At 60.2% G+C, this 21475-nt stretch carries 14 protein-coding genes and 1 pseudogene; 7 read left to right on the top strand and 8 right to left on the bottom strand.

Annotated elements, in window-relative coordinates; translation table 11 throughout:
- The 3 genes from AC1DWG_RS24270 to yjiA form a co-directional block, all read left to right on the top strand.
- Positions 1–1670 (top strand): carbon starvation CstA family protein (locus AC1DWG_RS24270; protein WP_477788443.1); only part of this gene is annotated, 1670 nt, incomplete at its 5' end.
- 15 nt (positions 1671–1685) lie between these two features.
- On the top strand, positions 1686–1883 hold the full coding sequence (locus AC1DWG_RS24265) for a YbdD/YjiX family protein (RefSeq protein ID WP_007895266.1): 198 nt from the start codon (positions 1686–1688) through the stop codon (positions 1881–1883).
- A 56-nt stretch (positions 1884–1939) separates the two neighbouring features.
- A complete protein-coding gene (gene yjiA, locus AC1DWG_RS24260; protein ID WP_477788442.1) occupies positions 1940–2914 on the top strand; it encodes a GTPase in 975 nt (324 codons plus the stop codon).
- Between the two features lie 131 nt (positions 2915–3045).
- Here the strand turns inward: yjiA and AC1DWG_RS24255 are convergent, their stop codons facing one another.
- The 5 genes from AC1DWG_RS24255 to AC1DWG_RS24235 form a co-directional block, all read right to left on the bottom strand.
- Positions 3046–3729, bottom strand: a complete 684-nt coding sequence (locus AC1DWG_RS24255; RefSeq protein ID WP_477764655.1) for a GntR family transcriptional regulator — start codon at positions 3727–3729, stop codon at positions 3046–3048.
- Between the two features lie 25 nt (positions 3730–3754).
- Entirely contained in the window at positions 3755–4459 is a 705-nt protein-coding gene (locus AC1DWG_RS24250) for a FadR/GntR family transcriptional regulator (protein WP_477755053.1), read from the bottom strand.
- A gap of 48 nt (positions 4460–4507) precedes the next feature.
- On the bottom strand, positions 4508–5821 hold the full coding sequence (locus AC1DWG_RS24245) for a C4-dicarboxylate transporter DctA (RefSeq protein WP_477764654.1): 1314 nt from the start codon (positions 5819–5821) through the stop codon (positions 4508–4510).
- Between the two features lie 340 nt (positions 5822–6161).
- Positions 6162–7415 (bottom strand): serine hydroxymethyltransferase, encoded by a 1254-nt coding sequence (gene glyA / locus AC1DWG_RS24240; protein WP_477788441.1) that lies wholly within the window; start codon positions 7413–7415, stop codon positions 6162–6164.
- A gap of 238 nt (positions 7416–7653) precedes the next feature.
- A complete protein-coding gene (locus AC1DWG_RS24235) occupies positions 7654–11502 on the bottom strand; it encodes a sensor domain-containing protein (protein WP_477788440.1) in 3849 nt (1282 codons plus the stop codon).
- A gap of 288 nt (positions 11503–11790) precedes the next feature.
- Between AC1DWG_RS24235 and ettA the strand changes: the two genes are divergently transcribed.
- Both ettA and AC1DWG_RS24225 read left to right on the top strand, forming a co-directional pair.
- Positions 11791–13455 carry an energy-dependent translational throttle protein EttA gene (gene ettA / locus AC1DWG_RS24230; protein ID WP_108216411.1) on the top strand — a complete coding sequence of 555 codons (1665 nt, stop codon included), beginning with the start codon at positions 11791–11793 and terminating at the stop codon, positions 13453–13455.
- Between the two features lie 153 nt (positions 13456–13608).
- A pseudogene (locus AC1DWG_RS24225) lies at positions 13609–14736 on the top strand (glutamate dehydrogenase).
- Here AC1DWG_RS24225 and AC1DWG_RS24220 read toward each other — a convergent pair.
- The 3 genes from AC1DWG_RS24220 to AC1DWG_RS24210 form a co-directional block, all read right to left on the bottom strand.
- Positions 14733–15227, bottom strand: a complete 495-nt coding sequence (locus AC1DWG_RS24220) for a GreA/GreB family elongation factor (RefSeq protein ID WP_477756669.1) — start codon at positions 15225–15227, stop codon at positions 14733–14735. The pseudogene AC1DWG_RS24225 and the gene AC1DWG_RS24220 overlap by 4 nt on opposite strands.
- A 303-nt stretch (positions 15228–15530) precedes the next feature.
- Positions 15531–17384, bottom strand: a complete 1854-nt coding sequence (locus AC1DWG_RS24215) for an Lnb N-terminal periplasmic domain-containing protein (protein WP_477764651.1) — start codon at positions 17382–17384, stop codon at positions 15531–15533.
- Between the two features lie 244 nt (positions 17385–17628).
- On the bottom strand, positions 17629–18117 hold the full coding sequence (locus AC1DWG_RS24210; protein ID WP_007970900.1) for a DUF3015 domain-containing protein: 489 nt from the start codon (positions 18115–18117) through the stop codon (positions 17629–17631).
- 254 nt (positions 18118–18371) lie between these two features.
- Here AC1DWG_RS24210 and AC1DWG_RS24205 point away from each other — a divergent pair, with 254 nt between their 5' ends.
- Positions 18372–20810, top strand: a complete 2439-nt coding sequence (locus tag AC1DWG_RS24205; protein WP_477755806.1) for a Lon protease family protein — start codon at positions 18372–18374, stop codon at positions 20808–20810.
- Positions 20811–21130: 320 nt separating this feature from the next.
- Entirely contained in the window at positions 21131–21472 is a 342-nt protein-coding gene (locus tag AC1DWG_RS24200; protein WP_477755805.1) for a PA4575 family protein, read from the top strand.
- Positions 21473–21475: the final 3 nt, after the last annotated feature.

The following is a 21475-nucleotide window of genomic DNA, read 5'->3' as shown; positions in this document are numbered from 1 at the left end:
TGCAGGACTTCATGGTCCTGTTCATGTCCACCCGCCGCAACGGCCGTTCGCTGGGCGACATGGTCCGTGAGGAAATGGGCCGCATCCCCGGGACCATCGCGCTGTTCGGTTGCTTCCTGATCATGATCATCATCCTCGCGGTGCTGGCGTTGATCGTGGTGAAAGCCCTGGCCGAAAGCCCGTGGGGCATTTTCACGGTGATGGCGACCATCCCGATCGCGATGTTCATGGGCATTTACATGCGCTACATCCGTCCGGGTCGCATCGGTGAAATCTCGGTGATCGGCGTGCTATTGCTGCTCGGTTCGATCTGGCTCGGCGGGCAGATTGCCGCGGATCCGGTGTGGGCCAAGGCGTTCAGCTTTACCGGTATCCAGATCACCTGGATGCTGATCGGTTACGGTTTTGTCGCGGCGGTGTTGCCGGTGTGGCTGATTCTGGCACCCCGTGACTACCTGTCGACCTTCCTGAAAATCGGCACCATCGTCGCCCTGGCCATCGGCATTCTGATCACCATGCCCGAGCTGAAAATGCCGGCTCTGACCCAGTTCATCGACGGCACCGGCCCGGTATGGAAGGGCGGTCTGTTCCCGTTCCTGTTCATCACCATCGCCTGTGGCGCGGTGTCGGGTTTCCACGCGCTGATCGCCTCCGGGACCACGCCGAAACTGCTGGATAACGAAACCAACGCCCGCTACATCGGTTACGGCGGCATGCTGATGGAATCGTTCGTGGCGATCATGGCCATGGTCGCCGCGTCGGTGATCGAACCGGGCGTGTACTTCGCCATGAACAGTCCGGCTGCGGTTGTCGGCGGGGATGTGGTGGCGGTAGCAACAGCGGTCAGCAACTGGGGCTTTGCCATCACGCCGGAAGCCCTGCAAGCGGTGGCCCACGACATCGGTGAAACCACCATCCTGGCCCGTGCCGGTGGTGCGCCAACCCTGGCGGTGGGGATCGCTCAAATCCTGCACAGTGTTCTGCCGGGTGAAAACACCATGGCGTTCTGGTACCACTTCGCGATCCTGTTTGAAGCGCTGTTCATCCTGACCGCGGTCGACGCCGGTACCCGTGCCGGGCGTTTCATGCTCCAGGACTTGCTCGGTTCGTTCGTGCCGGCCCTGCGCCGCACCGAATCCTGGACTGCCAACCTGATCGCTACCGCCGGTTGCGTGACCATGTGGGGCTGGTTGCTGTATCAGGGCGTGATCGATCCGCTGGGCGGCATCAACACCTTGTGGCCGCTGTTCGGTATCTCCAACCAGATGCTGGCCGGTATCGCGCTGATGCTTGGCACCGTAGTGCTGATCAAGATGAAACGCCAACGCTACATCTGGGTGACCTTGCTGCCGGCGGTATGGCTGTTGATCTGCACCACCACGGCGGGCTTCATCAAGCTGTTCGATGCCAACCCGGCGATCGGCTTCCTGTCGCTGGCCAGGAAATACAGCGATGCCCTGGCCAACGGTCAGATCCTCGCCCCGGCCAAGGACATCACCCAGATGCAGCACGTGATCTTCAACGCCTACACCAACGCAACGCTGACCGCGCTGTTCCTGTTCGTGGTGTTCAGCATCCTGTTCTTCGCGCTCAAGGTTGGTATCTCCGCCTGGGGCAGCAAGGAGCGTACGGATAAGGAAGCGCCATTCCAGGCGCTGCCGGAAGCATGATCGAGGATTTGCACCATGTTCAATGACCTGAGTCGCCTCGGTAAATACCTCGGTCAGGCCGCGCGCCTGATGGTCGGCATGCCCGACTACGACAACTACGTCGAGCATATGCAGACCAAGCACCCGGACAAACCGGTGATGAGCTATGAGATGTTCTTTCGGGAGCGTCAGGAAGCCCGTTACGGTGGCAAGGGTGGGCCGAAGTGTTGTTGATCTTGTAGGAGCGAGCTCGCTCCTACAGTTTTTTAAGCGTAGGGGAGATTTTTGTTTTGCTCACACCCATCCCGGTCACAATCCTCAGCGGCTTCCTCGGCGCTGGTAAAACCACCCTGTTGCGCCACCTGCTCAAAGCCGAGCACGGCCTGAAAATTGCCGTGATCGAGAACGAATTCAGCGATGCCGGTATCGATACCCAGTTGTTGGGCGACGAGCCTGTGCAAGTGATGACGCTGTCGAATGGCTGCGTCTGCTGCACCATCCACACCGACCTGACCAAGGCCTTGTACCTGCTACTTGAACGCCTGGACAGCGGCGACATCGCCTTCGACCGCCTGGTGATCGAATGCACCGGCCTGGCCGACCCGGCGCCCGTGGCACAAACCTTCTTCATCGACGAAGAACTGCGTGAACGCTATATCCTCGACGGCATCATCACCCTGGTCGATGCCGCCCACGCTGATCTGCATCTGACCCAGACCATCGCCCAGGCACAGATCGGTTTTGCCGACCGCTTGCTGGTGAGCAAGCGCGATCTGGTGGACGAGTCAACCTTTACCGCGCTGAGCGAGCGCCTGACCCGTATCAACCGTCGAGCGCCGATTCGCATGGTTGACCACGGCAGGATCGACCTGGCTGAACTGCTTGATGTCCGCGGTTTCAACCTCAATGCAGACCTCGGTGGCGGCGTGAGTTTGCGCCCGGTCAGCCAGGCTGCTCCGTCCATGGACCGCATTTCCAGCCTGGTGCTGCGCACCGACAAGCCGCTGGATATCGACAGGCTCAGCGAGTTCATGAATGAGCTGCTGGAAGACCATGGCAAGCAACTGCTGCGCTACAAAGGTGTGTTGAATATCCTCGGCGAATCGCGTCGCATGGTGTTTCAGGGTGTGCTGAAGCTTTATGGTTTCGACTGGGATACAGAGTGGGCTGAAGAGGAAGTGCGCGAGAGCGTGATCGTGTTCATTGCCGATGACTTGCCGGAAGAAAAGATTCGCGAGGGGTTTGCGCGGGTGGCGGCGGATTAAAGTCAGAAGTTGCAGCGAGCCTTGAGCCGCCATCGCGAGCAGGTCGGATCGCCGCACCGTCGCTCCCACATTTGAAGTGCAGTCCCCTGTGGGGGCGAGGCTGCTCCGGGCGGCGTTCCGACGAAAGCGGACTAACCTGTGGCACAGTTTTGGTCCAGTGCCGATGCAGGGCTCAGCAACAAATCTTCCAGATAATCCAGATGCCGGTTAAGCACGGCTTGCGCCGTCGCGGCGTCTCCTCGCTCCAACGCATCCAGAATCTCCATGTGCTCCACGCAATAATCCTTCTGCGGCAGATCAAACTGCGCAATCGCCAACGAAGTCAGCGGTACCAGGCTCTCAAGAAAATGCGCCAACGGTGCATTCCCCGCCATTTGTGCCAACTGCAGATGAAACTCTCCCGACAAACGAATTCCCCGTCCACGCTCGGTGCATTGACGCTCGCTATCGACCAGCGCCCGCAGTTGCTTCAGGTCTTGCGCGCAGGGTCGCTGACAGGCCAGCCGCACCAGCAAGATCTCGGCCAGACGCCGGGCATGCAGTGTCTGCCGGGTCTGCTCGGCATCAAGCTCGGCGACGCGGGGACGATGGTTGACTCGAAGAATGATGATCTGCTGATGGGACAGTCGCGTCAGCACGTCACGCATGTCGCTGCGCCTTGCACCGAACATCTGCGCCAGGCTTTCTTCCGTAAAGCGACTGGCCGAATGGATGCGCTGTTCGAAAATGGCATCGAGGACTCGTGAATACAGATCATCCACCGAAGGGCGGACGGGCAGGGTGGCGAGCGTTTGTGGCGAGGCGAAGCTGTTCATGGCCAATCTCCAGTTCGAAGAGGTTTCAACTGCCGAGGTTGTCTTCCGGGATGTTCAGTTCGATGCCCATGCGCTGGCCTTCGCGCAAAATGTGCCGACGCATCTCGGCGCTGGCCTGGGCGCTGTTCTTGCTGCGGATCGCCCGCACCACCGCTTCGTTTTCTTCAAGGCGCTCAGCCAGATGCTCCGGGGAGTTGCGCAACACTTCGGCGCTTTGCTTGAGGGCATTGCTGGTTTGCTGGACCACGCTCTGGAAGATCGGGTTCGACGTCAGCGTGAACAGCTCTTCGTGGAACGCGATGTAGGCGGTTACGCCGGCTTCACTGTCATTGGCCTCCAGGGCTTCGCGCATGTCCATCAAGGTCAGGCGCAGTTGCCCGACTTCCTTGCTGCTGATGGACTGCGCCACGAGGCCGACGATGAACGGCTCCAGCGTGTAGCGCAGTTGCAGCACGTCTTCCAGGCTCGCTGCGGCCACTGCACTGTCATGCGTCTGGCTGTCGGCGAGATTGGCTTCGAGCACCACCACGCCTTTGCCCGGCATCGAACGCACCAGGCCGAGGGTTTCCAGGACGATGACCGCCTCACGCAGGCTCGGGCGGCTGATGCCCAGTTGTTCGGCCAGTTCGCGTTGCCCCGGCAGCATTTCGCCGGAGCGCCACTGACCACGGGCCAAAGCGGCCCGAAGTTTTTCTACCACTGAGTTGACGACGGTTGATGAGGTAATCACTTGCTTGCTCCATGAGCCGTGCCTGCGGTCGGCAGGCACGGCGGTCATTCAGAATTCTTTGGCTGCCGCTTGAGCAACCGGTTTTCTCGGCTGGAAGGTATAACCCGCCTGGCCGGAAAGTACCTTGTTCGCCCGCTGCACATCGATGTCCTTTTCCCACCGCGCGATGGCGACGGTCGCCACACAGTTGCCGATCAGATTGGTCAGCGCCCGGCCGATGCCCATGAACCAGTCCACGGCCAGCACCAGCACCAGACCCACCACCGGAATGGCCGGAATGGCTGTCAGGGTGGCCGCCAGGATCACCAGCGCCGAGCCTGGAATACCGTGGGCACCCTTGGAGGTGATCAACGACACCAACAGAATCGTCAGCAGGTCGGTCATCGCCAGCGGCGTGCCGGTGGCATTGGCGATGAACACAATGGCCAGGGTCAGGTAGATCGAGAAACCGTCGAGGTTGAACGAGTAACCGGTAGGTATCACCAACCCGACCGTCGAACTGCCGATGCCCAGATGCTCAAGCTTGCGCATGATTTGTGGCAGCACGGCATCGGAGGACGCGGTGCCCATGACGATCAGCAGTTCTTCGCGCAGGTACTTGAGCAACGGCCACATCTTCAAGCCAGAGAGGCGCATTACCAGGCCGAGAATCAGGGCCACGAAGGCAGTACAGGTCAGGTAGAACAGGCCGACCAGGCTGCCCAGGTGTTGCAGCGAGTCCAGGCCATATTTGCTGGTGGTGAAGGCGATCGCGCCGAATACACCGATGGGGGCCAGTCGCACGATCATGCCCATGATGCGGAAGATCACATGGCTGAGTTCATTGATCAGACGCGAAATACCCGATGCCGCTTCTCCCACCAGATTCAGTGCACTGCCGAACAACACTGAAAACAGCAGGACCTGCAGGATATTGTTATCGGCAAAGGCACCGATCACCGAAGTCGGAATCAGGTCCATCAGGAACTGTGTGGTGGTGTGCATGTGCTGACCGCGCTGGGCAATGTCGCCCATATCGGCTGCGGAAAGCTGCTCCAGATGGATGTTCGCGCCGCTGCCGATGCCAGTGCTGAAGGCGAACACCAGGCCAATCACCAGGGCGATGGTGGTCAGCACTTCAAAGTAGATCACCGATTTCAGGCCGATTCGGCCGACCTTCTTCAGGTCGCCGGCACCGCTGATGCCGCTGACCACTACGCAAAACACAATCAGGCCGATGAGCATTTTGATCAGCTTGATAAAACCGTCACCGAGCGGTTTGAGCTGAGCGGAGTATTCGGGAAGGGTCAGCCCGCAGACGATGCCGAGCACCAGTCCGAGAACCACTTGGAGGAAGATTGAACGCGAGCACCATCTGAGCATGGGAGGAATCCTGGTCGGTGTCCTGGCTTCCGTGTGCGGGGCACATCAGATTCAGGACTTAATTATTGTGGTCTTACCGGTATGTCCAGTGCAGGCGCAGTCTAGGCGCTATTTTTGGGTGTTCGCAAGTAAAAATTAGAAAATTGGCATGACCGGTCTGACCAGTGGTGCTGGTCTCGTAGGAGCTGCCGAAGGCTGCGATCTTTTGATTTTGCTTTTTTGAGGATCAAAAGATCGCAGCCTTCGGCAGCTCCTACAGGTAAGCGGTGTCAATTTGCGGGCGAAAAAAAACCGGCCAATCACTTGGCCGGTTCTTCATGCTGCGGATTTAACGGGGCAATTAAGCGCCGTACACCGGTAGCTTCTTGCAGATGGCCTTGACCTTCTCACGAACGGCGTCGATCACCGCTTCGTTGTTCAGGTCAGCCAGGATGTCGCAGATCCAGCCGGCCAGTTCCTTGCACTCTGCTTCCTTGAAGCCACGAGTGGTCACGGCCGGGGTGCCGAAGCGCAGGCCGGAAGTGACGAACGGAGAGCGTGGGTCGTTTGGCACGGAGTTCTTGTTCACGGTGATGAACGCTTTGCCCAGAGCGGCGTCGGCGTCTTTACCGGAAATTTCCTGCTTGATCAGCGACAGCAGGAACAGGTGGTTCTGAGTACCGCCGGAAACCACGTCGAAGCCGCGTTCGATGAACACGCCGGCCATGGCCTGGGCGTTCTTCACCACTTGTTGCTGGTAAACCTTGAACTCAGGCTGCAGCGCTTCCTTGAAGCAGATCGCTTTAGCGGCGATCACGTGCTCCAGCGGGCCGCCCTGGGCGCCCGGGAATACGGCGGAGTTCAGTTTCTTCTCGATGTCGGCGTTGGCGCGAGCCAGGATCAGGCCGCCACGTGGACCGCGCAGGGTCTTGTGGGTGGTGGTGGTCACCACGTCAGCGAATGGAACCGGGTTCGGGTAGACGCCAGCGGCGATCAGCCCCGCAACGTGAGCCATATCAACAAAGAGATAGGCACCTACTTTGTCGGCGATCTCGCGAAAGCGCGGGAAGTCGAGGATCTGCGAGTAGGCAGAGAAACCGGCCACGATCATTTTTGGCTTGTGCTCAACGGCCAGGCGCTCGACTTCGTCGTAGTCGATCAGGCCGTTGGCATCGATGCCGTACTGGATGGCGTTGTACAGCTTGCCGGAAGACGAAACGCTGGCACCGTGGGTCAGGTGACCGCCGTGGGCCAGGCTCATGCCCAGGATGGTGTCGCCAGCCGACAGCAGGGCCAGGTAAACGGCGCTGTTGGCTTGCGAACCGGCGTGCGGCTGAACGTTGGCATAGTCGGCACCGAACAGCTCTTTGGCGCGGTCGATGGCCAGTTGCTCAACCACGTCGACGTACTCGCAACCGCCGTAGTAGCGCTTGCCCGGGTAGCCTTCGGCGTACTTGTTGGTCAGTACCGAGCCTTGAGCTTCCATCACCGCTGGGCTGGTGTAGTTTTCCGAAGCGATCAGCTCGATGTGTTCTTCCTGGCGCTGAGCTTCTTGCTCCATGGCGGCAAAAAGGTCGGCGTCGTACTTGGCAATAGTCAAATCACGGCTGAACATGGCGGTCCTCAAGGATCGGGGGCGGAAAAGGGAGGCATTCTAACCCAATGGGTTTTAGATGGCATATGAAACGGCATCATGTCGCAGACAAGTGGTGTTCATGCGTGGATAGATGGTGTTTGTGCCGGCCTCAAAAGATCGCAGCCTTCGGCAGGGGTAGCCGCCAGATTCTGTGACCGACATCAATCCCTGTAGGAGCTGCCGCAGGCTGCGATCTTTTCGGCAACACCACAAAACTTCAGTCGAACATGAAGAGGGCGTCGTTACTGAACTGCGCCTCAAACCGGCCCGCCGGCATCGGGCGACCGAACAGGTAACCCTGCACCTCGTCGCAACCGTGCTCCCTCAGGAAATCAAGCTGTTCGTGGGTTTCCACGCCTTCGGCGATCACCGCCAGGTTCAGGCTGTGGGCCATGGCGATGATCGCCCGGGCGATCTGCGCATCCTGCTCACCCGACGGCAGGCCGTCGACGAAGGTGCGGTCGATCTTCAGTACGTCGATCGGGAACTGCTTGAGGTAGTTGAGCGATGAGTAACCGGTGCCAAAGTCATCCACCGCGATGCTCAGCCCAAGGTTTTTCAGCCCGGCGAGGATCTGCATCGCCTCGCTGACTTCGCGCATCAGGATACTTTCGGTCAGCTCCAGTTCCAGGCACGCCGGCGGCAGGCCGGTTTCCTTGAGGATGGTGGCGATTCGCGTGCCAAGCTGGCCATCGGAGAACTGCCGCGCCGAGATGTTCACCGACACCTTCGGCACCCGTACCCTGGCCTGATGCCAGGCCTTCAGTTGGCGGCAGGCTTCGCTGATCACCCAGTCGCCGACATCCACCACCAGCCCGAGCTCTTCGAGCACCGGAATGAAATCCCCCGGCGGCACCAGACCGCGGCGTGGATGGCGCCAGCGCAACAATGCCTCGGCACCGGTCAGGCGCTTGCCGTCGCCGCTGAACTGCGGCTGGTAATACAGCACGAATTCGTTCTGTTCCAGGGCATGGCGCAAGTCGCTTTCCAGCTCCAGTCGCTCCAGGGCGCTGGCATTCATGTCCGCCTGATAGAACTGGAAGTTGTTCTTGCCACGTTCCTTGGCGTGGTACATCGCCGTGTCGGCGTTCTTCATCAGCTGGCTGAGTTCGTTGCCGTCCTGCGGGCTCAGGGCGATACCGATACTGGCCGTGACGAAGAACTCGCGGCCTTCGAGCACGAACGGTTTCACCAGGCTGGCGAGAATCTGCTCGGCCACATGAATCGCCCGGTTCAGGGCGATTTCACGGTTGGCTCGTGGTTGCAGGAGCAAGGTGAATTCGTCACCGCCCATGCGCGCCACGGTGTCGTCATCGTCGACGCAACCGAGCAGGCGCGTGGCCATTTCCTTGAGCATGCGGTCGCCGGCGGCGTGGCCCAGGGAGTCGTTGATCGGCTTGAAACGGTCGAGATCGAGGAACATCAGCACCACCCACGACTTCTGCCGTTCGGCCGATTGCAACGCCGTGTGCAGGCGATCCTGGAACAGCGATCGGTTGGGCAGGTGGGTCAGGGCGTCGTAGTAGGCAAGGCGGTGAATCCGCTGTTCGCTGGCCTTGCGCTCGCTGATGTCGCTGAAGAAACACACATAGCTGGCCAGGTCGCCTTCGTCATCGAGTACGGCGGTGATCCCGACCCAGGCCGGGTAGTGCTCGCCATTGCGACGCTTGAGCCAGACTTCGCCTTCCCAGGTGCTGTGCTGGGCCAATTGCTTGAGGACGTAACGCAGATGGGATTCCTGTTGCTCGTCGACGGTCAGCATGTTCGGCAGCTGGTCGAGGACCTGCTCCACGGCATAGCCGCTGACACGGCTGAAGGCCTCGTTGGCCTGGACGATGTAGCCGGCCGGGTCGGTGATCAGGATCGCCGAGGTCGAGTGTTCGAATACCGTGGCGGCCATGCGCAAGTCTTTTTCCGCCCGGCGTTGCTGGCTGATGTCGCGGCCGACGCCGAGCACGCCTTCGAACGTACCGTGTTCGTCCCAGACCAATACCAGGCGCAGTTCGATCGGGATCTTGCGCCCGTCGGCCCGCAGGCAATCGAACAGGAACAGTTGGGTTTGCACCTGGCTGCGCAGCAGCGCCAGTTGGTCCGGCTGATCCAGCGCTTTGCTGACCCGGTCCATCAGGTGGTAGATGCCGGTCAGTTGTTGCGGGTTGGCGATGGTCGACTGCCAGCCGTTCTGGAAAATCCACTCGGCGTCGTAACCCAGCACCGCTTGCACGGAAGGGCTGACGTAATTGAGGTTCAGGCGGCTGTCGGTGGAGAAGATCACGTCGCTGATGCTTTCGGCGAGCATCCGGTAGCGCTGTTCGCTGTCGCGCAGGGATTCACTGGCTTCAAGCTGGTCGGTGATGTCCTTGGCCACGCCGATGATCCGCGTGACCTGATCGTCCTTGTCCCGCGCCAGTGCCTGCTCGCGAATCTCGAAGCGTCGCCACTGGCCGTCCCGATGACGGAAGCGTAACTGGCACTGCATCAATTGGCGATAACCGGCCTGGCGCTGGACCTGGCGGGAGCGATGGTAATAGTCGGCGTCTTCGGGGTGCAGGAGGATTTCCCAGAAGTATTCGCCCATCTGGTGCAGTTCGGTGCGGTTGTAACCCAGTGTCTGGCCCAGATGATGGTTGCTGTAGATCATGCGCTGGCTGAAAACATGCTGCACATACAGGTGATCCGGTACGGTGCGCACCACGTCCGACCAAAACCCTTCGCGCTCCTGCAGTGACAATTCGATGAGCTTGCGGCTGGTGATGTCGGTGATGCTCAGGATCACTGCGTTATAGTCGTCCTGGGTTTGCGGCAGGCGCAGCACCAGCCATAGATGCTGGTCGCGACCGCTGGCATCCTGCAGTTTGATTTCCAGCTCAAGCAGTTGCTGCCGGTTGAGCATCGCGTCGAGCACCTGGTTGCCGATGGCGGTGCCGTCCTGCGGATGGCCGTCGATCAGCAGTTTCCAGGCTTTGTCAGCGCTATCGACATTAAGCAGTTGCAGTGCGACCTGGTTGACCTCGGAGATCCGCAATTCCTTGAGCAATTGCCGGCGTTGTTCCGGGATCGCCAGCCACGCTTGCAGTTGCTCGCTGCCCTGCAGTTGTGCCTTGTCGAAAAAGACCTTGAGCCCGGACATGTCGAGGACGCACAAGGCTACGCCGGTGCCTTCGAAAATGTCCTGATAACGCCGGCGGCCTTCGCTCAATTGGCGCTGACGCCGGCGCATGTTCAGCAAGGCGATGAACGGCAGCATGGAAAACGCCAGGCCCAGCAGACATTTGCCGATGAACGCCGGCAGCAGCTCTTCCAGCACGCGCTGGCGGTCGAACAAGCCGCGCAGTTGCCAATCGCTGCTGCTCAGCGCAACGGTCAGCACGCTGTTGGCGACATCGTCCTCGGTCAGCGTGCCCGGATTGACCGAGGGCAGCGCATCGTCGCGGCTGATGATCTGATGATTGATGCGGTTCTCCACCAGCCACAATGGGCGGCGGCCGGCCTCGCTTTGCTTGATCAAGGACGAAAAGAAGGTGGGGGGCAGACGCAAGACCCAATAGCCTCGGGAACTGCCGCTGGCCTGATGCAACAATAAATGCACCACGGAGCCGTCGGTGGCGTTGCTGAAGTAGTGCGTCTGGGCGTGGCTGCGGCGTATCAGTTCACCCAGGTAGTCGCTGTCATCGCTGTCGGGAGCGCTGTCACTGATGACTCTTCCCGAGGGGCTGAGCAACGCCAGGCTGCGCAGATCAGGCAGCGACTGTTGCAGCTTGCGCAGCAGCGCCTGCAGCTCATCGGCGTCCTGCGGTTGCTCGACGATCGGCAACAGGTTGAGGGCGATCTGCGCGTTGAGCGCCATGTTCAGGCTGACCTGCGCGGCTAGATCGGCGGTGTAATCGATGGTGTATTGACGCTGGTTTTTCTGGGTTTCGCGCAACTGATCGAGCAATTGCCAGAACAACAGGGCCAGCAGCAATAGTGCAAGTGTCGCCAAGGTGCCCTTCAAGGTCCCGCGCAGGGGGGAGCCGGGCGCTGTGGCCGGCTCACTGGAAGTCAGGGGCGGAGGGGCTTTGGACAAGCTGTAATCCTGCGGTTTGGCTGGACTGGCGCGACGTGCACTATAAGCCGGACGCCCGAAGGGCGGCTAGCATGCCTTGAGTTGTGGCGAAGTGCCAGTCCCTGCCCGTCGGCTGGACTGCCATCTGTCATTAAGGTAGCTTTGCCGGTTACGCGGGAGCGTTCCAGCTCCTAGACTCAGACTTTTTCAGCGCGCACGTATTGATAGCCTCAAGCGAGCGACGCGCACGGTCTGGCCGGGCATCGCCTGCGCTCCAATCATTCATCAGTCACTGACCCTAGGTTCTCCATGGCTCAATACGTATTCACCATGCATCGGCTGGGCAAAGTTGTTCCGCCGAAGCGGGAAATCCTGAAAAATATTTCTCTGTCCTTCTTCCCCGGCGCCAAGATCGGCGTGCTCGGCCTCAACGGTTCGGGTAAGTCCACGTTGCTGAAAATCATGGCCGGCGTCGACACCGAGTTCGAGGGCGAAGCCCGCCCAATGCCGGAGCTGAACATCGGTTATCTGCCACAAGAGCCGATCCTGGACCCGACCAAAACCGTGCGTGAAGTGGTCGAGGAAGCGGTCAGCGTGATCAAGAATGCCCAGGCTCGCCTGGATGAGGTCTACGCAGCTTACGCTGAAGAAGACGCCGACTTCGACAAACTGGCGGCCGAACAGGCCAAGCTCGAAGCCATCCTGCAAGCCAGCGACGGTCACAACCTGGAGCGCCAGCTGGAAGTCGCCGCCGACGCGTTGCGTCTGCCGGCCTGGGATGCCAAGGTCGAAGTTCTGTCCGGTGGTGAAAAGCGTCGTGTAGCCCTGTGCCGCCTGCTGCTGTCCGCCCCGGACATGCTGCTGCTCGACGAACCGACCAACCACCTGGACGCCGATTCCGTCGCCTGGCTTGAGCACTTCCTGCACGACTTCCCGGGCACCGTGGTAGCGATCACGCACGACCGTTACTTCCTGGACAACGTTGCCGGCTGGATTCTGGAACTGGACCGTGGCGCGGGCATTCCTTACGAGGGCAACTATTCGGGTTGGCTGGAAGCCAAGTCCGATCGTCTGGCTGCAGAATCCAAGCAGCAGTCGGCCCACGAAAAAGCCATGAAGGAAGAACTGGAGTGGGTGCGCAAAGGCGCCAAGGCCCGCCAGTCGAAATCCAAGGCACGTCTGCAACGCTTCGAAGAAATGCAATCCCAGGAATTCCAGAAGCGCAGCGAAACCAACGAGATCTACATCCCGGCCGGTCCGCGCCTGGGCGACAAGGTCATCGAATTCAAGAACGTCACCAAGGGCTACGGCGATCGCGTGCTGATCGACAACCTGTCGTTCTCCATGCCTAAAGGCGCCATCGTCGGCGTGATCGGCGGTAACGGTGCCGGTAAGTCGACCCTGTTCCGCATGCTGATGGGCAAGGAAACGCCGGATTCGGGCAGCATCGAAGTCGGTGAAACCGTGCAGCTTGCTTGTGTGGATCAGAGCCGCGAGGATCTGGACGGCAGCAAGACCGTGTTCCAGCAGATCTCCGACGGTTCCGACCAGATCCGCATCGGCAACTACGAGATCCCGTCGCGTACCTACGTCGGTCGCTTCAACTTCAAGGGCGGCGATCAGCAGAAGTTCGTCAAGGACCTGTCCGGTGGTGAGCGCGGTCGCTTGCACCTGGCCCTGACCCTGAAAGAGGGCGGCAACGTCCTGCTGCTCGACGAACCGTCCAACGACCTCGACGTCGAAACCCTGCGTTCCCTGGAAGAAGCCCTGCTGGACTTCCCGGGCGCCGCCATTGTGATCTCTCACGATCGGTGGTTCCTTGACCGCGTCGCGACTCACATCCTGGCGTACGAAGACGACTCGCAAGCGGTGTTCTTCGAAGGCAACTACAGCGAATACGAAGCCGATCGTAAAAAGCGTCTCGGCGAAGCAGCTGCTCAGCCGCATCGTGTACGCCACAAGAAACTGGCCTGATTTCGGGTTGGTTGCATAAGAGAGCGGAGCCTTCGGGCTCCGTTTTTTTTGCGTTTTTTCAGTGGTATCGCGGTGAGTTCATCGCCGGCAAGCCAGCTCCTACAGGAATGTGGATTGCCCGAGATCCGGAAAAACTCACGGACACTGTAGGAGCTGGCTTGCCAGCGATGGCGGTGTAACTGTTGGTGCAGAACTCCGGATCAACCCGAATTCCACCAGGCTGTAGAAGAAGTCCTGCGCACTCTGTGGCCGTTTCTTGAAGCCAATCCGCATTACCTGACCTCGGGCATTCTGGAACGCATCTGCGAGCCGGAGTGGGCGCTGGTGTTTCGCGTGTCGTGGGTCGACGATCGGGGCAAAGTCCAGGTCAATCGCGGGTTCCGCATCCAGATGAACAGCGCGATCGGCCCGTACAAGGGCGGTCTGCGTTTTCACCCGTCGGTGAACATGGGCGTGCTGAAATTCCTCTCCTTCGAACAGACCTTCAAAAACTCCCTGACTTCATTGCCCATGGGCGGTGGCAAGGGTGGTTCGGACTTCGACCCCAAAGGCAAAAGCGACGCGGAAGTCATGCGCTTCTGCCAGGCCTTCATGAGCGAGTTGTACCGCCACATTGGTGCGGACGTTGACGTGCCAGCCGGGGACATCGGCGTCGGTGCGCGGGAAATCGGTTTCCTGTTCGGCCAGCACTAGCGCTTGAACAACCAGTTCACCAGTGTGCTGACCGGCAAAGGCCCAAGCTACGGCGGCAGCCTGATTCGCCCGCAAGCTTCCGGTTTCGGTTGCGTGTACTTCGCCGAAGAAATGCTCAAGCGCCGTGGCCTGGCTGGCCGTTTTGACCTGGAGTTCCGCACCGGTCAGCTGCCATGGAGCCTGAGCTGCGATATCGCGCTGCCGTGCGCAACGCAAAACGAACTGGATGTCGAAGCCGCTCGCACCTTACTGCGCAACGGCTGCATCTGTGTGGCCGAAGGCGCGAACATGCCGACCACCCTCGAGGCGATGGACCTGTTCATCGAGGCCGACATTCTGTTCGCAGCGGGCAAGGCGTCCAACGCCGGCGGCGTGGCGGTGAGCGGGCTGGAAATGTCGCAGAACGCCATGCGCCTGGCGTGGACCGGTGGCGAAGTGGACAGCGAACTGCACGCGATCATGCAGTCGATTCACCACGCTTGCGTGCATTACGGCGAAGAGGACGGTCGGGTCAATTACGTCAAGGGGGCGAACATCGCCGGCTTCGTGAAGGTCGCCGATGCGATGCTGGCCCAAGGCGTCGTCTAAGTCGGTTCGATGCGAATCACTTCAATCATTTGATCCCCGGCGGGGCGCTGCCACAGTACTTCGTCGTTGAGTTGTGCGCCGAGCAGCGCCCGGCCCAGCGGTGAACCCCAATTGATCAGGCCGTGGGCGGCATCGGCCTGATCTTCGCCCACCAGTTGTACCCGGCGCTCGGTGGCGTGTTCATCGGCGTAGGTCACCCAACTGCCGATTTGCACTTTCTGGGTCGAGGTCGCGGCGGGTACCACCTGAGCGCTGCCCAGGCGCTGTTTGAAATAACGCAGATCACGTTCGAGATCGGCCAGGCGCTGTTTGTCCGCCTGCTCACCTTTTGCCGATTGCTCGGCATGCAGGGTTTGCAGTTCGGCGACTTTGCCCTGTAACAGCTTCAGGCCTTGCGGCGTGACGTAATTGGGCTGCGCGCTGACCTGCCGTTCGACAGGCTGATCGGCTTGCGCGCTGGCGTTATCTTCATTGACGAAGGCACGGCTCATGGAATTCTCCCGGTATAGGGTTTGGGTCATGGTCGCAGGCATCTGGTTTCACTGGATGTCTGAAAGCGACTTACGGCGAGTGATAGGCCCGAGCGGCATCCTGATTTTTCTGTTGCTGTCAGGCCTTGCCCCATTCTTCCTGATGACTGTTGCGCTCATCCGCCGCGGTCCACGACCACGCAACGCCGCATCTCGGAACCCCGGCCCCCTGGGGTCTATAAGGAAAGTCTAGAAGCTGGCTCGCGAGGATGGTGTGCGCGGGCGGTGAAAAATCCATTCCCCCTGTGGGAGTAGCGTGTCAGGTCAGTAGTGATACCACTTCAGCTCAAGCATCACTTCGTTCTCGGCCGTCGCCAAATGGCTGAACTCACGCTGGGCGCTCAAGCGCAGACCGAGATTGCGGGATATTTCCCATTGCTGATTCAGGCTCAGGCTACGACGCACTTCGCCATTGGTGAAAAAATCACCCTTGGCTTCCAGGCTCAAGTTGCCCAGCGGGTTTTTCCACAGCACGCCACTGTTGAAACCAACGGCCGGCGCGATGAATGCGGCGAAGTCGTTGTTGTGTTCGATACGCACGGTGCCCAGGGCAAAACCGAGCAGATCGTCGCCCAATTGCCAGGTTCCACCGCCACCGCCGTTGACGTGGCTGACCAGGGTTTGGTCATCATGCTTGCCTGGCACCCGCTCCAGACCACCGGTGACTTGCCATGACAGCGGTTGCAGCAACTCGTTACGCGGGGTCAGGGAACGAATGGTCGCCAGGTCCAGTCGCTGCACTTGCCAGTCATTGCCTTCGTACTGGCGCAGTTTCAATTGCAGGATTTCGATCTGCGCGCCAAGGGGAAAGCTTTCGCTGTTGTCATTGAGGTCGTGATAAGCCATGCGCAAGCCGTACTCGCCAAAGGCTTTATCGCCACGGGTACCGAGGCCGAGTTGCCAGGTACGGGACTCGTGACCGTCTTCAGGCAGGCCGGGTTGCGGGATATCCAGCTCCGGCGCCGGGTTCTGGTTGATTGCCCGCAGCAGTTCGAAGCTGCGCTGGGCGCGCGCCGGGTCGCGCTCCCGGCCATTGGCGCGGTAGCGTTCCAGACGATAGGCCGCATCGATGATCAGCGCCTGGCGGTCGCGGGGTTGTGCCTTGAACGCCGGGTCCTGCAATTGGTTCTGATCGGCGCTGACGTTCAGTACCCATTGCTGCTCTTCAGGGTTCAACGGTTCGGCGCGACTGAGCAACTCGCGTTCCCGGGACGGACGATACTGGATGGATTCCACCAGCCCGGCATTTTTCACGGCTTTGACGGTGTCGGTCGGGATGGCGGTGAGTGGGAACTGCTCGGTCAGGCGCAGGCTCGGGCGGGCCACTTGCAGCAGTTCCAGCAAGCGGTACGAGCAGTTCTCGTCAAAGAAGAAATAGTCGAACTTGATCTGCTTCAGCTCCCAGACGTGCTCGACCATGCGCGCGGTTTCCTGCTGGGTCAGGTTCAGTCGGTATTCCCACAGGTCGCGGTTTTCCAGGCTGCGGTATTCCGAGAGTTTTTCCTGGTAGGGCACCAGCGCGAACAGGCCGGGATAGCCGCCCATCAGGCCTTTCCAGGCATAGAGGATGCTGTTGTCCGAGCCCTCGATGTAGGCGCCGAAGTTGATCGCGTAACTGAGCAGCGAAGTCTTGTCGCTCTTCACTTCGGCCTGATCGATGCGCAGCAGGGTGTGGCCAAACATCGAGGATGGACTGTTCAGGTACGCAGCCGGGAAGATCATCACCGCACTGTCGGGCGAGACGTCCTTGAACCATTGCTTGAATTCGGCGCAGGCCGGCGTCGGCAGGCCGGTCAGGCCGAGCTGCTCTTCGAGCCAGCGGGTGCGGGCCGGGTAGACGCATTGTGCGTGCTGTTCACCGGTACTGGCCGGGGCGTACAAGGCTTGTACGGTAGCAGCCAATTCATTGTCCGGGTGTTCATTGCCATCGGCGGCGAGGAAGAATTTCGGGTCGCTGACATAGCTGCGCCAGCCACCGAGCTTGGCGGTTTCGTAATGGCCTAGGGATATCCAGAAAGGGTCGTTGGCCAGTTGCTGCAAACGTTGTGGGTCGATGTGAGGCGCGGCGGACAGCGGGGCGCAGGCACACAGCGCCAGCCAGGCAAGGCGTTTGAGCATAGATGGCAACTTAAGTCGAAAAAAACAAAGGCCGTTTGCCCGTAGGAGCTGGCTTGTCGGGTCGCCGCATCGCAGCGAAGGTCGTTAACGATAACGCGTGTCTACCGGATAAACACGGCGCCTTTGAAACCATCGCTGCGATGCGGCGACCCGACAAGCCAGCTCCTACAGTCAGCGACATCCAAAGGTGGTCGCGTCCAAAAAACAAAACCCGCTTCCCGAAAGAAGCGGGGGCGAGTGGAGCTTATGCCTGGGTCGCGTACTTGGCCAGACGAGGGTCGGCTTTGAGCACGGCCAGGGTATTGGTATGCACGTCTTCGGCAGTCACGTCAGCCTTGCTGAAGATCTGCTGGAAGTGCTCGTGAGTGACGGCGGCGAAGTGCGCACGGTCTTCCGGCGCCACGCCCAGTACCACGGCATAGGTGGTCAGCGCTTCGCCCTGACCTTTGGCCATGTCTTCGGACAGCTCGTTCATCATGCCATTCATGGCAAACCAGGATTTACCGCCATAGGTCAGCGACGCGTTGGTTGCGCAACCGTTGGTACCGGAGGTCATGCCGAAGGTTGCGTTGCCGGAGGTGCCGTTGGTGGTGGATGCCAGGAAGTGGGCCGGAGTACCACGCTGACCTTCGAACAGCATGTTGCCCCAACCGCAATCCGGGCCGCCCGGCGCCTGAGCCATGGCGTTGATGGATACGGCGGTGAAGAGAGTACCGAGAAGAATCCGTTTCATAGCTTTGTTCTCTTTATGTGCCTACCAATGGACAAGTGGGCCGGTCATTAGTCCAGCCGCGCAGTCTGGAGTTTAGGCACGATCACGGGGCTCCGTGATTTTTTGCAAAAGATTCATGGGAAACCGTGGCGCAAGCCCGGCCCGCCTGGGGTTGGCGGATTGACGATGCTCAGGCCTGCGGCGCTCCTTGCCAGTCGGGTATGGGCGGCGCCAGAATGCTGCCATCTGCCCCGCCTGATTGTTAAGGAAGCCCGATGCCTGATCCTGTTGCTGCCAGCTTGCGTCTAGCGCCCGAAGCGCTGACCCGTCCGTTTTCCGCTGAACAGTTCAGCTTCTCTACCACCAATGATCTGGAGCCCTTTCGCGGTGTGCTTGGCCAGGAACGTGCGGTCGAAGCCTTGCAGTTCGGTGTGGCCATGCCACGCCCCGGTTACAACGTATTCGTCATGGGCGAGCCCGGCACTGGCCGGTTCTCGTTCGTCAAACGCTATCTCAAGGCCGAAGGCAAGCGCCTGCAGACCCCGGCGGACTGGGTCTATGTCAACAATTTCGATGAGCCGCGCGAACCACGTGCCCTGGAATTGCCGTCGGGCACTGCCGGTAACTTCATTGGAGATATCAACGGTCTGATCGACAACCTGCTGGCGACGTTTCCGGCAGTCTTCGAGCATCCGTCCTACCAACAGAAGAAAAGCGCCATCGACCGCGCCTTCAACCAGCGCTACGACAAGGCCCTGGACGTCATCGAGCGTCTGGCCCTGGAAAAGGACGTCGCACTCTACCGCGACGCCAGCAATATCGCCTTCACCCCAATGGGCGATGGCAAGGCGTTGGACGAAGCTGAATTCGCACAACTGCCGGAAGCCGAGCGCGAGCGCTTTCACGAGGATATTTCGGTACTGGAGGAGCGCCTGAACGAAGAGCTCGCCAGCCTGCCGCAATGGAAGCGCGAATCGAGCAACCAACTGCGTCATCTGAACGAAGAAACCATCACCCTGGCCTTGCAGCCGTTGCTGTCGCCGTTGTCGGAGAAATACGCCGAGAACGCCGCGGTGTGCGGTTATCTGCAAGCCATGCAGGTGTATTTGCTCAAGACGGTGGTCGAGCAACTGGTGGACGATAGCAAGACCGATGCCGTCGCCCGCAAGTTGCTGGAAGAGCAATACGCGCCGAGCCTGGTGGTTGGTCATTCGGCCAGCGGCGGTGCGCCGGTGGTGTTCGAGCCGCACCCGACCTATGAAAACCTCTTCGGTCGCATTGAATACAGCACCGATCAGGGCGCGCTGTACACCACCTACCGCCAACTGCGGCCGGGTGCTTTGCACCGGGCCAATGGCGGTTTCCTGATCCTTGAAGCGGACAAGATGCTCAGCGAGCCATTCGTGTGGGATGCGCTCAAACGCGCCCTGCAATCGCGCAAGCTGAAAATGGAGTCGCCGCTGGGTGAGCTGGGCCGTCTGGCCACCGTGACCCTGACACCGCAACACATTCCGTTGCAGGTCAAAGTCGTCATCATTGGTGCCCGTCAGCTGTATTACACGCTGCAAGACCTCGATCCGGACTTCCAGGAAATGTTCCGCGTCCTGGTGGATTTCGATGAAGACATCCCGATGGTCGACGAGAGCCTGGAGCAGTTCGCCCAGTTGCTCAAAACCCGTACTTCCGAAGAAGGCATGGCACCGCTGACCGCCGATGCGGTGGCCCGCCTGGCAACCTACAGTGCGCGTCTGGCCGAGCACCAGGGGCGCTTGTCGGCGCGTATCGGTGACTTGTTCCAACTGGTCAGCGAGGCGGACTTCATCCGCCATCTGGCCGGTGATGAAATGACCGATGCCGGGCACATTGAACGGGCACTCAAAGCCAAGGCCACGCGGACCGGGCGGGTTTCGGCGCGGATTCTCGACGACATGCTGGCCGGGATCATCCTGATCGACACCGCGGGCGCGGCAGTCGGCAAGTGCAACGGCCTGACCGTGCTGGAAGTCGGCGATTCGGCCTTTGGTATACCGGCGCGGATTTCCGCCACGGTGTACCCGGGCGGCAGCGGCATTGTCGACATCGAGCGCGAGGTCAACCTCGGCCAGCCGATCCACTCCAAAGGCGTGATGATCCTTACCGGTTATCTGGGCAGTCGTTACGCCCAGGAGTTTCCGCTGGCGATTTCCGCGAGTATCGCCCTGGAGCAATCCTACGGTTATGTCGATGGCGACAGTGCTTCCCTGGGCGAGGCCTGCACCCTGATCTCGGCCTTGTCGAAAACCCCGCTCAAGCAGTGCTTTGCCATCACCGGTTCGATCAACCAGTTCGGCGAAGTGCAGGCGGTCGGCGGAGTCAACGAGAAGATCGAGGGCTTCTTCCGTCTGTGCGAGGCCCGCGGGTTGACCGGCGAGCAGGGGGCAATCATTCCTCACGCCAACGTCGCCACGCTGATGCTCGACGAGAAGGTGCTGGCGGCGGTACGTGCGGGGCAATTCCATGTCTACGCGGTCCGTCAGGCCGACGAAGCCTTGAGTTTGCTGGTTGGCGAGCCAGCCGGCGAGCCGGACGAGAATGGCGAATTCCCTGAAGGCAGCGTGAACGCACGGGTCGTGGAGCGCCTGCGGGTTATCGCGGAAATGATCAGTGAAGATGATCTGAAAGAGGCCGAGAAGGAGTTGGCGCAAGAGGCTTTGGCGGAAACCAAACCGGCTTGATACCTGTTTGAGTCTGGCTCACCTCGGTACTGTGGGAGCGAGCCTGCTCGCGATGAAGGACTGACATTCAACCCCTATGTTGACTGAAGGTCCGCCATCGCGAGCAGGCTCGCTCCCACGGTTTTTTGTGGTGAATGTCGAAAAGCGTCATCGAAATGACGTCAACATTCACGCGGTGACCATTCGGCGCCTTTCGGTATCGCACTGCCTGCAAGCCAGACTTTTCTTCTATTCTCAGCTCAGGGATGTCGACAGTAATCACAGGATCGAAACAGCCTTCACATGGGGGCTGAATACCGGATCTACCGAGGGTCGCCGCCATGTCGCGCAACCTCTGCCTTACCCGTCAATGCCTGGGCCTTGAGACCCGTATCGAGTGTGCCATCCGTCCGTTGGCGGGAGATACGGGCATGTGGACTCTGCTGTTCGCCGCCGGAATGGCCGGTGAACAACCTTCGGCCATCAAGGCCCAAGGCCCGTTTCACGGTCCGTTCGTCGCTGAATCAATCCTCGACACCATCGTTGAAAGCCTGACCTTGCACGGCTACGAGTTGGCCAACGATCCGCAAATCTGGTGCTTGCACCTGCAAGCCCAACTGCGGGAAATCAACGGTGGTCGCTGCCGAAACATGGGCGGCTTCGAGTTTCACCCCGAGTACTGATTC

The organism is Pseudomonas sp. P4_B3, assembly GCF_056402295.1.
The sequence above is the reverse complement of the archived record's forward strand: the minus strand, read 5'-3'. Positions and strand labels throughout refer to the sequence as shown.

What these genes read in the sequence shown, in the direction of transcription:
- AC1DWG_RS24265 (WP_007895266.1), top strand. Translation starts at nt 1,686, where the DNA reads ATGTTCAATGACCTGAGTCGCCTCGGTAAATACCTCGGTCAGGCCGCG.
- ettA (WP_108216411.1), top strand. Translation starts at nt 11,791, where the DNA reads ATGGCTCAATACGTATTCACCATGCATCGGCTGGGCAAAGTTGTTCCG.
- AC1DWG_RS24215 (WP_477764651.1), bottom strand. Translation starts at nt 17,384, where the DNA reads ATGCTCAAACGCCTTGCCTGGCTGGCGCTGTGTGCCTGCGCCCCGCTG.
- AC1DWG_RS24255 (WP_477764655.1), bottom strand. Translation starts at nt 3,729, where the DNA reads ATGAACAGCTTCGCCTCGCCACAAACGCTCGCCACCCTGCCCGTCCGC.
- AC1DWG_RS24210 (WP_007970900.1), bottom strand. Translation starts at nt 18,117, where the DNA reads ATGAAACGGATTCTTCTCGGTACTCTCTTCACCGCCGTATCCATCAAC.
- glyA (WP_477788441.1), bottom strand. Translation starts at nt 7,415, where the DNA reads ATGTTCAGCCGTGATTTGACTATTGCCAAGTACGACGCCGACCTTTTT.
- AC1DWG_RS24245 (WP_477764654.1), bottom strand. Translation starts at nt 5,821, where the DNA reads ATGCTCAGATGGTGCTCGCGTTCAATCTTCCTCCAAGTGGTTCTCGGA.
- AC1DWG_RS24200 (WP_477755805.1), top strand. Translation starts at nt 21,131, where the DNA reads ATGTCGCGCAACCTCTGCCTTACCCGTCAATGCCTGGGCCTTGAGACC.
- AC1DWG_RS24205 (WP_477755806.1), top strand. Translation starts at nt 18,372, where the DNA reads ATGCCTGATCCTGTTGCTGCCAGCTTGCGTCTAGCGCCCGAAGCGCTG.
- AC1DWG_RS24220 (WP_477756669.1), bottom strand. Translation starts at nt 15,227, where the DNA reads ATGAGCCGTGCCTTCGTCAATGAAGATAACGCCAGCGCGCAAGCCGAT.